Origin of the sequence: Arthrobacter sp. efr-133-TYG-120 (assembly GCF_030209785.1) — a bacterium.
Lineage (GTDB): Bacteria > Actinomycetota > Actinomycetes > Actinomycetales > Micrococcaceae > Arthrobacter.
Map to the genome: position 1 here is coordinate 1 of NZ_JARVRI010000003.1, position 12,457 is coordinate 12,457.

Sequence of the window (12,457 nt, forward strand, 5' to 3'; positions counted from 1 at the left end):
GCCGGTGGTCCAGGCGGTGAGCCCGGATTCGAAGCCGCCGTTGGTGATGGCCGAGGTCGTTGTTCCCGTGGGGGTGACCGGTGCCGAGGCCGCCGAGGCCGGGGAGGTGCCGACGGCGTTGGTGGCGGTGACGGTGAAGGTGTAGGCGGTGCCGTTAGTGAGTCCGGTGATGTTCGCCGTCGTCGCGGGCGGGTTGCCGGTGACGGGGACCGGGGCCAGGGTGGTGGTTCCGGCGTGCGGGGTGACCGCGTAGGAGGTGATCGCCGAGCCGCCGTTGCCCGGCGCGGTCCAGGACACGGTGGCTGAGGCGTTCCCGGCCGCCGCGGTGACCCCGGTGGGGGCTGCGGGTGCCGTGGTGCCTGCGGTGGGGGTGACTGCGGCCGAGGCCGCCGACGCCGGGGAGGTGCCGATGGCGTTCGTGGCGGTCACCGTGAAGGTGTAGGCCGTGCCGTTAGTGAGTCCGGTGATGTTCGCCGTCGTCGCGGGCGGGTTCCCGGTCACGGTGACCGGGGCCAGGGCGGTGGTTCCGGCGTGCGGGGTGATGGCGTACGAGGTGATCGCCGAGCCGCCGTTGGCCGGGGCCGTCCAGGTCACGGTGGCTGAGGCGTTCCCGGCGGCCGCGGTGACCCCGGTGGGGGCTGCGGGTGCGGTGGGGGTGGTCTGGGTGTTGGTGAGGGTGACGTCGTCCAGGTACATCCAGGTGTCATCCGCCGGGCTGGAGCCGTCGAGGTGGACGTTGAACCAGAGCACGACGGTTTGGCCGTTGTAGGCGGAGAGGTTCGTGCTGAGCTGGGTCCAGGTGCCGGAGTTGCTGCTGAGCTTGAACAGGCTCGCCAGGGTGGTGCCGCCGGTGGTGCGGACTTGTGCTTCCATCCAGTCGTAGCGGCAGGCGGTGCCGGTGCAGGTGTCGTCGGCGGTGTGGGGCTGGTACCAGAAGGACAGGGTGGAGGTCCCGGTGGCGGGCATGGTGAGGGTCTGGGCCAGGGTGCTGTCACCGAGCGGTTCGGTGCCGGAGGCCAGGCCCAGGAGCGCGGAGCCGGTGCCGGTGTGCGCGGTGGTGGAGGCCACGGGTGCCCTGACGCCGCCGGTGGTCCAGGACGTGAGCCCGGATTCGAACCCGCCGTTGGTGACCCCGGGAACCGGGGCCGTCGGGGTCACCGGAGCCGACGCCGCCGACGGCGCGGAGGTCCCGACGGCGTTCGTCGCCGTCACCGTGAACGTATACGCCGTGCCGTTGGTGAGTCCGGTGACGGTCACCGTCGTCGAGGGCGGATTCCCGGTCACCGTCACCGGAGCCAGGGCCGTGCCACCGGTGGAAGGCGTCACCGCATAGGAGGTGATCGGGGAGCCGCCGTTGCCCGGCGCCGTCCACGACACGGCCGCCGAGGCGTTTCCCGCCGTCGCGCTCACGCCGGTGGGAGTCCCCGGAACCGTTGGGGCCGTCGGGGTGACGGGAGCCGACGCGGCCGACGGGGGTGACATCCCGACGGCGTTCGTTGCCGTGACGGTGAAGGTGTAGGCGGTGCCGTTGGTCAGCCCGGTGACGGTCGCCGTCGTTGAGGGCGGGTTACCGGTGACCGTCACCGGAGCCAAAGCCGTGCCACCGGACGAAGGCGTCACCGCATACGAAGTGATGGGGGAGCCGCCGTTGGCCGGCGCCGTCCAGGACACCACCGCCGAAGCGTTACCCGCCGTCGCGGCCACCCCCGTGGGAGCAGCCGGCGCCGTCGCCGCGGCCTGGGTGATGTCGATCATCGAATAGTCGTCCGTGGTGATCGAACCGTTGGATTGGATGTTCAGTCCGTAGCTGATTCCCGAGGCACCTGCCGGGAGCGCCGGTGTGGTCCACGTGATTTGCGTCCAATTACTGCTCGCGTTGAACAACGGGCTCGCCGTCCAATAGGTCCAGTACCCCGTTCCGGTGCGGTAGTAGACCTCGAATTGGGTGATGATGTTGGATTTATACCAAGCGCTGAGCTGATAGATATGACCCGGAGTGCCCGTGGGAGAACAGCCGCCAAGATCCAGGGCTGGCAGGAGTTTCGCGTCACCGCTGACGTAGCCGCTCATAGTCAGTCGTTCTGCGTTATTGCCCGTGTGGCCAGGCGAGACCACTGAAAAGCTGGGGGTGTTGGTGCCGTATCCACCAGCAGCCCAGCACAGCGGAATCCCGCTGGTCAGTGTCTCGAGGCTCGGGTTCTGGATCATGTTGGTCCCCTGGGGAGGCGGGGGCGGCACCGGCGGGCCGGAGACGAGGGGCTGGACCGCGCCACCGATTACCTGGTCAACCGTCTTCACGGCGATGCTGCCCGCTGCCTGTTGTTGCGCTAGCCAGGAAGCGAATTGGTTGAACAGGCTGGGGCTGATGGTAAGGGTGGGATCGGTCCCCACGGCGATGTGGTGGAACGTCAATTGAACCCAGCCACCGCCGGCGGCCTGGGCCCTGGTCACGGAGTTTTCAAGGTTGGACAGCGTCCATGTGCTGTCCACTTCCTCCGGGGCCGCGGTGTCATAGGGGTTGGCGGGCGGAATGGTTTCGGCAGCCGGGAGCCCGGGATCGTCCTTGCTGTAAAGGTCCCCGAGCCCGCGTGCACTGTTGAACCCGCAATTCTTTACGATGGTCTGCACGGCGGGGTCCAAGGAGGCGAAGGGGTAGGCGAAGCTGGTGACCTTGAAGCCCATGTTTGCCAGGGCCACCCTGCCGTTGCACACCTGGCGCGTCACTTCATCCGAGGTCAAGGTGACCAGGTCGGGGTGGGTGACCGTGTGCCCGGCAATCTCATTTCCGTCGGCGAAAAGTTGCTGCAGGTTCGCCGAGGTGAAATAGCTCGGCTGATCGACCCATCCGGAGGGGACGAAATAGGTGCCGTGGAGTCCGAGGTTCTTCAGCGTGGCTGCGGCGGTCAGTTGGTCGGCGTTGCCGTCATCGAAGGTCAGCGTGATGACGGTGTTTGCAACCGCATGAGCCGGCAAAGCAAAGCCACTGAGGAGTGCCAGGACCATTGCCGCGCACGCTCCAACGGCGGCCCAACGGACGCCGATGCGCCGCGTCACCGCCTGCTCCTGAATCGAGAGTCCAGCCACTCCGCTCACCGTCCATTCGAAGCCCGGGCAACCGTCAAGGGCGGGAGCGTTCCCACCCTAGGTCTTCGGCCGATGATAGGGCCTTGGATTCTTCCGCGTCTTGAGTGGGCTCACCCGGCTGGGCGGCAGCTTCGCCTAGCGATCCTGAGTGTGCTCACCCGATTGGGCAGCAGAAAGGCCGGCGGGCACCCCAGATTTGATTAACTAAGCTTGAGCGCCTTGACCGCACTCAACACTTTGGTGAGGGATTCCTTCGCGTCGCCGAACAGCAGTGTGGTCTGCGGTTCGTACATGAGTTCGTTCTCGATTCCCGCGAATCCCGGCCGCATGGAGCGCTTCAGGAAGACTACTTGTCGCGCGTCGGCCACTTCAAGGATGGGCATGCCGTAGATCGGCGAACCCGCGGTGGTTTTCGCGGCCGGATTGACGACGTCGTTCGCGCCGACCACCAGCGCGACGTCGGCTGTCCGGAATTCCGAGTTGATCTCGCCCATTTCCTTGAGGGACTCATAGGGCACATTGGCTTCGGCAAGCAGGACGTTCATGTGCCCGGGCATGCGGCCGGCCACCGGATGGATGGCGAAATCCACGTCGATGCCCCGCGCCTCCAACGCAAGGGCCAGCTCGGCCGCCGTGTGCTGCCCTTGTGCTACAGCGAGCCCGTAGCCGGGAACAATAATGACCCGTTGCGCATAGCCAAGGAGCACGGCCACGTCTTCGGGGCTGGAGGAGCGGACGGGGCGGTCGCTCACCGCCGTCGACCCCGCCGTCGAGCCTCCTTTGAACGCGCCAAAGAGGATGCCGGCAACACTGCGGCCCATGGCCGCGGCCATGGCCCTGGTAAGGATGGTGCCCGAGGCACCCACCAACGTGCCGGCCACCACCAAAAGCACATTGCCAAGCACCAGGCCCGAGGCTGCCACGGCCAGGCCGGTGAAGGCATTCAGCAGCGAGATGACGATCGGCACGTCCGCGCCGCCTACAGGGAGCACCAGCAACACGCCCGCCGCCAGACCGAGCACCAAAAGCAGGAATGCGAGCGCGATGGAACCGCTAAAAACGACGGCGACGGCGGCACCCACCGCCGCTAGCAGCACCGCCCCCATGAGGGTCGGCAGACCGGGGAACACCACGGGGCGGGTGGTCATGAGCTCCTGGAGTTTGGAGAACGTGATGGCGGAACCCGCGAAGGACACCGCGCCCACCAGCAGCGTGAAGACGATCGCCACGCGCACCCAGTGGTCCTCCGTGTGCGCAAGTTCCAAGAGTGCAACGAGCGCTGCGGCACCACCGCCCACGCCATTGAAAAGCGCGACGAGCTGCGGCATCTGGGTCATCTTGACCTGGCGCGCGACCGGCGCGGCCACGCCCGAACCGATCACCATGGCGCCCAGGATCCAGGGAACGTTGTCCATCTTGACCGAGAGGAAGACCGTGGCGACGGCGAGTGCCGCACCGAATGCGCCCACCAGGTTGCCTCGCCGGGCGGTTCGTGGCGAATTGAGTCCCTTGAGCGCGAGGATGAAACAGACTGCGGCCGCGAGGTAGAGGAGCGAAGTCCACACCGGATCGATGAGGGTCATCGCGTGCGCTCCTTGGACGCAGCGTCTATGGACTCCGGCTTCCCGCCGGGCGGCGCAACGCGTTTACGGCCGCGGAACATCTCCAGCATGCGGTCGGTCACCACGAATCCGCCTACCAGGTTGGCCGTGGCGAGGACGACGGCGAGCAAGGCCACCGCGAGGACCCATGGGTCCGAGGCCTGCCCTGCGACGATGATCGCGCCCACCAGGATGATTCCGTGGATGGCGTTCGCGCCGGACATCAAGGGAGTGTGCAGTGTGCTTGAGACCTTGGAGACCACTTCGAAGCCCACGAAGACGGCCAGAACGGTGATGGTGAGCAGGGCGATTCCGTCCATCAGGAAACCCCCTCGTTTGCAGAGCTCACGGATTCCGCCGTCTCGGCGGAGAGCGCAGCAAGCGCCTCGGCCGTCGGACCGTGCCGCACCTCGCCGTCGTGCGTCAGGCACGCACCCGCCACCACCTCATCGCCGAAGTCCGGGACGACGGCACCATCACACGTCATCAGGGCCAGCAGGTTCGCGACGTTCTTCGCGTAGAGGCGCGAGGCGTCAGCGGGCATGGCGGAGGCGGCGTCCTTCATCCCCACCAGGGTGACCGTGCCTTGGCCGTCCGCCGTCGGGATTTGAAGATCCAGCCCCGGTACCGAGCCCTCCACATTGCCGCCGGACTCTGCGGCGAGGTCGACGACCACCGAGCCCGGGCGCATGTGCTGGACCATTTCGCGGCTCACGAGGAGAGGGGCCCGCCGTCCGGGGACCGCCGCCGTCGTGATGAGCACATCCGCCTGGGCCACGTGCGGGGCGAGCAGCTCACGCTGCAGGGCACCGCGGTCGGCGCTGAGTTCGCGCGCGTAGCCGCCGGACGATTCGGCCGTCTCCACGTCAAGTTTGATGAAGGTGCCGCCCATGGATGCGACCTCGTCCGCCGAGGCGGGCCGGATGTCGTTGGCGGAGACGCGTGCGCCCAGCCTTTTCGCGGTGCCGATGGCCTGCAAGCCTGCCACGCCCGCTCCCAGCACCAGCACACGGGCCGGGGGAATGGTTCCGGCGGCCGTCATGTAGAGCGGAAAGAAGCGCGGGAGCCGCATGGCCGCCTCGAGCACGCAGCGGTACCCGGCCACCAGGGCCTGGGAGGTGAGCGCATCCATGGATTGTGCCCGGGAAATGCGCGGCACCAGCTCAAGCGCGAAGGAGGTCACGCCCGCTTCGGCGAGCGCGCGGACGGTGGGAAGTTCCGACGACGGCGAGGCCAGGCCAACGGTGACGGCGCCCCGTCGCAGCGCGGCCGCCGTCGTTGGTTCGAGTGGGCGGACGTGAGCGTAGACGTCCAGTCGGGCCAGGTCCAAGTCGGGGACGATGAGCGCGCCTGCTTGGCGGTAGTCCTCGTCGCTGTGGCCCGCAGCGCCTCCGGCTCCGCTTTCGACGACGACGTCCAGTCCCAGTCCGGCCAACTGCGTGACCGTCTCCGGCGTCGCAGCCACACGACGTTCACCATCGAGCCGTTCCCGCGCTATGCCAAGTTTCACCCGCGCTCCCTTTCCGAAACCCCAACGTCCTTCTGAACAGCATTGTCCCGAGCCGTTGTTGGCTTGAGTCTAGGACGCGGAAGGCCCGGGCGGGAGTAGGTGTGGCGGCGGCGTCCGGCCATTCCCATCTTCGGGCTGCTCTAATAAGCTCGCTGTGGGCTGGGAGACTCCAGTTACCGCACCGTCGATGAGCCGGTTCCGGCCGCGCCGTCGGGAAGGAACACAGTCATGGCAACGTACAAGATCGGATACTTCGTCGGCAGCCTTTCAAGCCGCTCCATCAACCGGGTCCTGTCCAAGGCGCTCATCAGTGTAGCGCCGGAAGAGCTCGAATTCACCGAGATTCCCATCAAGGACCTGCCCTTGTACAGCCCGGACTACGACGCCGACTACCCGCCTGCCGGCCGGGCCCTCAAGGACGCGATCGCGGCGTCGGACGGCATCCTGTTCGTTTCCCCCGAGTACAACCGCTCCGTCCCCGGCGCCTTGAAGAACGCCATCGACTGGGGATCGCGGCCGTGGGGAACCAACTCCTTCGCGCGCAAGCCAACAGGAATCATCGGCACATCACCCGGAAGCATCGGGACGGCCGTGATGCAGGCATCCATGCGTAGCGTCCTGAGCTTCCTCGACGCACCTCAGCTGAATGCTCCCGAGGCCTACATCAAGTTCAATCCGGCGGCCTACAACGAGGACGGATCGGTCAGGGACGAAGGCACGGCATCCATCCTGCGCCACTACATGGAGGAGTACAGCGCGTTCGTCGAGCGCGTCCTGGCCGCCAACGCTCCCGGGCACATCGGCGACGAACACCCGGACGGCGCCAAGCTGACGCGGTGATGCGGTGGGCGCAGCTTCGCCCGCGCCGCGAGCCCACGCGCTACAACGCGCCGTGGCAACCACGCCCGGATCTACCCATGTGGTAATTTTCGCGAGGATCAATACCGGCTTGCCCGTCATCGGGAGCCCAGTCCTTCGGAGATTTCATGGGGTCTTTGCGTGCGTGGCTGAGGCGTGGTGCCACTGGCCTTGCTGGCGCAATGGGCGTCCTGCTGATCTTGTCCGGCCTTGCGGCGCCCGGCGCCTGGGCTGCCGGCACGGGCGGTTCCACGAGCGCGCCGGTCGCCGTCGTGGGAACTTCGGCGAGGCCGACGGCGGCCGGAGCCTTCATTCCGATCTCACCCGCCAGGCTCCTGGACACCCGTACCAGCACGCCTGTGGGCCCCGACGGGACCGTGTCCTTCCAGGTGGGCGGCATGAACGGAATTCCCGCTGCGGCCGCGGCGGTGGTCTTCAACCTCACCGTCACCGGCCCGCAATCGTTCGGATTCGTCACGGCCTACGCTTCCGGTGCCGCACGGCCGAACTCCTCCAACGTGAACTTCGCTGCCGGCCAGACCGTACCGAACTCCGTGACTGTACCGGTCGGCGTCGACGGCAAAGTCACCCTTTTCAACCGCTCCTCCGGCAGCACCCAGCTGATTGCCGACGTGTCCGGGTACTACCTCCCCGGAACGCCGACCGTACCCGGCGCCTTCGTCCCGATAGCCCCAGCCAGGCTGCTGGACACCCGCGGCAGCACGCCTGCGGGCCCTGACGGAACAGTGTCTTTCCAAGTGGGAGGCGTGGGCGGGATTCCGGCTTCGGTCTCGGCGGTGAGTTTCAACCTCACCGTGGCGAATCCGACGTCGTTCGGGTTCATCACGGCCTACGCCTCCGGAACCACGCGGCCGAACTCTTCAAACATCAACTTCGCCACAGACCAAACGGTTCCGAACTCCGTAACGGTTCCAGTGGGCGTCGACGGCAAAGTCACCCTCTTCAACCGTTCCTCCGGCAGCACCCAGCTGATCGCCGACGTCGCCGGCTATTTCCTCTCAGGGACCCCGAGCGCTCCGGGCGCTTTCGTTCCCGTGAATCCCGCACGACTCCTGGATACACGGAACAGCGCGCCGGCAGGTCCGGACGGGACGGTGTCCTTCCGCGTGGGCGGCGCGGGCGGGATTCCCGCCAACGTCGCGGCCGCGGTTTTCAACCTGACCGTCACCGGCCCGCAATCGTTCGGGTTCATCACCGCTTACGCTTCGGGGAGCATCCGGCCGAATGCGTCCAATGTGAATTTCGCGAGCGGCCAGACTGTTCCGAGCTCCGTCACCGTCCCCGTGGGGGCCGACGGCAAGATCACCCTCTTCAACCGTTCCGACGGCGCCACGCAGCTGATCGCCGACGTCGCGGGCTACTACCTACCCGGAGCGTCAAGCGGTTCAGCTGTCACCTGGGGTAACAACCAATCCAGCCAGCTGGGCAACGGGACCACCCCTTACCTCGCCAACCCTGCCGCCGTTACCGGCCTCTCCGGAGTCAAGTCGATCGCCGGCGATGGTTCCACCAGTTACGCGCTGCTGGCCGACGGGACCGTACGCGCCTGGGGCAGCAACCAGTCCGGGCAGCTCGGCAACGGAACCACCAACGACAGCAGCACTCCCGTGCAAGTCCAGGGCCTCAGCGGAGTCACATCGATCACGATCAACGGTCGCACAGCGTACGCACTCCTCGGCGACGGGACCGTACGCGCTTGGGGCGAGAGTTCCACCGGACAACTCGGCAGCGGGATCACCTTCAGCAGCACCCCCATCCAGATCCAAGGCCTCACTGGCGTCACCGCGATCACGGCCACTTATTACGGCGCATATGCCCTGCTCAATGACGGAACCGTCCGTGCTTGGGGTTCCAACTTCGTGGGTCAACTCGGCAACGGCACCACAGGAATCGGAAGCAGCGCGCCGGCCCAGGTCACCGGCCTCACGGGGGTCGCCGCCGTCACCGCCAGCGACTTCAGCGCCTACGCACTGTTGTCCGACGGGACCGTCCGGGCATGGGGCGACAATTCGAGCGGGCAGCTTGGCAGCGGAACCTCCGCCAACAGCAGCAACAGACCGGTTCAGGTCCAAGGCCTCAGCGGCGTCACCTCCACCGTGGCCAGCAACTACAACGCGTACGCGCTACTGGCCGACCGGACCGTGCGTTCCTGGGGCGCGAACGGGAGCGGCCAGCTCGGAAACGGGACGACGTCGGAGAGCTACACCCCGGTCCGCGTCCAGGGGATCAGCAACGTCACGTCCATGGCAGCCGGCAAAGGCAGCGTATACGCCGTACTTGGCGACGGGACAGCACGGGCATGGGGCCTCAACCAGTCCGGGCAGCTCGGCACCGGGACCACCACCAACAGCACCACTGCCATCCAGCTAAGCGGCCTCACCACGGCCTTGTCCATCACTGCTGGCAAAGGGGACACCAACAACCCGGTGGCGTATGCCGTGCTGCGTGACGGGACGGTCCGTGCCTGGGGCGTCAACCCGACCGGACAACTCGGCAACGGCTCTACCGCTAACAGCAATGTTCCCACCCAAGTCACGGGTCTCACCGGCCTAGCGGGAACAGCATCGATCTCGGCGGCACGAGGGACCGCATTCGCCGTGCTTGCAGATGGAACCATCCGCGCATGGGGTGACAATTACAACCACCAACTCGGCGTTACCGGCACAACTTCGTTCAGCAACGTGCCGCTTGGCGTCACGGGACTGTCCGGGGTCGCCATGGGAGCCCAAGGTCCCAGCACCAAGTACGCCGCGCTGGTCAACGGAACAGCGTGGGCCTGGGGCGGAAACAGTTTTGGCCAGCTCGGAAACGGCACTACGAGCGATAGCAGCGTGCCCGTCCAAGTCAGCGGACTCTCCGGAGTCGTATCCATCACCGCCAGCGGAGGCACGGCCTACGCCCTGCTGGGCGATGGAACAGTATGGGCATGGGGAGACAATTCCTCCGGCCAGCTCGGCAATGCAACCACCAGCAACAGCAGCGTCCCCGTCCAGGTCCAGGGGGTCACCAGGGCCGGCTCCATCACAGCCAGCGGGGGCTCCGCCTACGCGGTTCTGACTGACGGGACGGTGCGCGCCTGGGGCAGCAACCAATCCGGGCAACTGGGCAACGGCACCAACGCCGACAGCAACACCCCGGTCCAAGTCACCGGCCTCACGGGCGTCTCCTCCATCACGGCCAGTTACGGCACGGCGTACGCAGTCCTGGCTGACGGGACGGTCCGGGCCTGGGGCTACAACGGCTACGGCCAGCTGGGCAACGGCACCAACGCGAACGCCAACACCCCGGTCCAAGTCTCCGGTTTGGCAGGAGCCGTGTCCCTCGCAGCCAACGGCGGCACGGCTTACGCGGTGTTGGGGAACGGGACAGTCCGGGCTTGGGGGGCCGGCACGTATGGCGAGCTAGGCAATGGCACCGCCAGCAGCAGCGTGCCAGTCCAAGTTCCGGGTCTCACCGCAGTCGCGAGCGTCGCCGCAAGCGAAATCTCGGCGTACGCGGTCCTCAAGGATGGAACAGTCCGCGCATGGGGTGCCAACTGGTATGGCCAGCTGGGGAACGGCACCACCACTGACAGCCCCGCCCCGGTGCAGGTCCAGGGCCTCACCGGGGTGAGCTCGCTGGCATGCACCATGTACGACGCATTCGCTGTGCTCAGTGATGGAACGGTCCGCGCCTGGGGTGACAACGCGCAGGGTCAACTTGGCAACGGCGCCGCGACCAGCAGCAACACACCCGTCCAGGTCCAAGGCCTCACGGGCGTGACGAGCTTGTGGCCCTAGACATTCGGCCCCGAGCGCCTCTGCTAGTGCTTGGCGGCAATATCCGCCGAAATCAGCCCGGCAGTGCGTACGATTTCGTCGCGAACCGACTCGATATAGGCCCGCGGATCACGCTGCGCGGCGACGTTTTGGGCCTGGAGCGAGACGTTGACGGCGGCCACCACCTTGCCGGCAGCGTTGCGAACGGGCGCTGCCACGGACATAAGTCCGAGCTCCAGCTCTTGGTCCAAAACGCACCAATCCTGCCTGCGCACGCGGTCCAGCTCGGCCACCAGCTCTTCGCGGGACGTGATGGTCCGCGGCGTCAGGGCTTTGAACTCCACCGAGGACAGGTACTCGTCCAGTTTCTGCGGCGTCAGGCCAGCCAGAAGCACCCTACCCATGGACGTGGCGTAGGCGGGAAAGCGGGTGCCCACCGAGATCCCGACCGTCATGATCCGGCGCGTGGTCACGCGGGCCACGTAGAAGATGTCCGCGCCATCCAGTACCGCGGCCGACGTCGACTCCCCCAGTTTGAGGGAAAGTTCTTCAAGGTGCGGCTGTGCGAGCTGGGGCAGGGACAACGCCGACAGGTACGAATAGCCAAGCTGCAACACCATCGCCGTGAGGGCGAAGGTCTTGCCATCCGTGCGGACATAGCCCAGCTCAACCAGGGTATGCAGGAACCGTCGCGCCGTGGCACGCGTCAGGTTAGTGCGTGCCGCCACCTCACTGAGCGTCATGACGGGGTTGGCCGCGTCGAAAGCGCGGATCACGGACAATCCGCGTGCCAGCGATTGCACGTACTGGTCGCTGGCCTGGGGAGCACCCGCCTGCGGGGCTCCGGCTACTGCTGCGTCGGTCATGGTTACCAATCTTATTGGCGCGAACTGGCAGCACTTGCCCCGTGGATTGCTTCCAGAGGGCATCTGCTGCCAGCTCGCGCTGCCCTTTAGACGCCGACGACGGCGCCCGCCGCCTTCAGCGGGACCGGCACCAGGGCTTGGAGTTCTTCGAAGGTGCAGCCAAACGTCTCACGCACGGTCACGCCGTCGGGCCCTATCAGGAAGACTGCTTTGTCCGTGTACACGCGCGTCACGCAGCCCACGCCGGTGAGCGGGTAGCTGCAGTGCTCCACGAGTTTGGACACGCCCTCGCGGGTCAGGAGCGTCATCATGACGAACACGTCCTTCGCGCCGGTGGCCAGGTCCATCGCCCCGCCGACGGCCGGGATGGCGTCCGGTGCTCCAGTGTGCCAGTTGGCGAGGTCCCCCGTGGCGGATACCTGGAACGCGCCGAGCACGCAGATATCCAGATGCCCGCCGCGCATGATCGCGAAGGAATCGGCGTGGTGGAAATACGAGGCGCCGGGGAGCTCGGTGACGGGGATCTTGCCGGCGTTGATGAGGTCGCCATCGATCTCCTCGCCCTTGGCCTCAGGGCCCATCCCGAGCATCCCGTTCTCCGTATGGAGGGTGATGTTCTGCTCTTCGGTGAGGTAATTGGAGACGAGCGTGGGCTGGCCGATGCCGAGGTTCACGAACGAGCCGGGAGCGATGTCCCGCGCCACGAGCCGCGCGAGATCGTCGCGTCCCAAGGGTGTTGTTGACGTTTGGATGCTCATG

At 66.7% G+C, this 12,457-nt stretch carries 8 protein-coding genes; 2 read left to right on the plus strand and 6 right to left on the minus strand.

The window, feature by feature from the left end:
* The 4 genes from QRN51_RS02515 to QRN51_RS02530 all read right to left on the minus strand — a co-directional run.
* Nucleotides 1-3,054 (minus strand): fibronectin type III domain-containing protein (locus tag QRN51_RS02515; RefSeq protein ID WP_284988490.1); only part of this gene is annotated, 3,054 nt, incomplete at its 3' end.
* A 230-nt stretch (nt 3,055-3,284) separates the two neighbouring features.
* On the minus strand, nt 3,285-4,667 hold the full coding sequence (locus tag QRN51_RS02520; RefSeq protein WP_284988491.1) for an NAD(P)(+) transhydrogenase (Re/Si-specific) subunit beta: 1,383 nt from the start codon (nt 4,665-4,667) through the stop codon (nt 3,285-3,287).
* Entirely contained in the window at nt 4,664-5,005 is a 342-nt protein-coding gene (locus QRN51_RS02525) for an NAD(P) transhydrogenase subunit alpha part 2 (RefSeq protein ID WP_284988492.1), read from the minus strand. The genes QRN51_RS02520 and QRN51_RS02525 overlap by 4 nt, the downstream gene beginning before the upstream one ends.
* Complete coding sequence (locus tag QRN51_RS02530) at nt 5,005-6,195, minus strand: Re/Si-specific NAD(P)(+) transhydrogenase subunit alpha (protein ID WP_284988493.1); 1,191 nt, start codon at nt 6,193-6,195, stop codon at nt 5,005-5,007. Before QRN51_RS02530 ends, QRN51_RS02525 begins: the two co-directional genes overlap by 1 nt.
* Nucleotides 6,196-6,423: 228 nt before the next feature.
* Between QRN51_RS02530 and QRN51_RS02535 the strand changes: the two genes are divergently transcribed.
* Nucleotides 6,424-7,035, plus strand: coding sequence for an NADPH-dependent FMN reductase (locus QRN51_RS02535; RefSeq protein WP_284988494.1), 612 nt, complete (start codon nt 6,424-6,426; stop codon nt 7,033-7,035).
* Nucleotides 7,036-7,181: 146 nt separating this feature from the next.
* A complete protein-coding gene (locus QRN51_RS02540) occupies nt 7,182-10,853 on the plus strand; it encodes an RCC1 domain-containing protein (protein WP_284988495.1) in 3,672 nt (1,223 codons plus the stop codon).
* Nucleotides 10,854-10,876: 23 nt separating this feature from the next.
* On the opposite strand, the gene QRN51_RS02545 is transcribed toward QRN51_RS02540, so the two are convergent.
* Together QRN51_RS02545 and QRN51_RS02550 are read right to left on the minus strand one after the other, a co-directional pair.
* A complete protein-coding gene (locus tag QRN51_RS02545) occupies nt 10,877-11,698 on the minus strand; it encodes an IclR family transcriptional regulator domain-containing protein (RefSeq protein WP_059388800.1) in 822 nt (273 codons plus the stop codon).
* Between the two features lie 86 nt (nt 11,699-11,784).
* Complete coding sequence (locus tag QRN51_RS02550) at nt 11,785-12,456, minus strand: 3-oxoacid CoA-transferase subunit B (protein ID WP_059388801.1); 672 nt, start codon at nt 12,454-12,456, stop codon at nt 11,785-11,787.
* Nucleotide 12,457 lies beyond the last annotated feature (1 nt).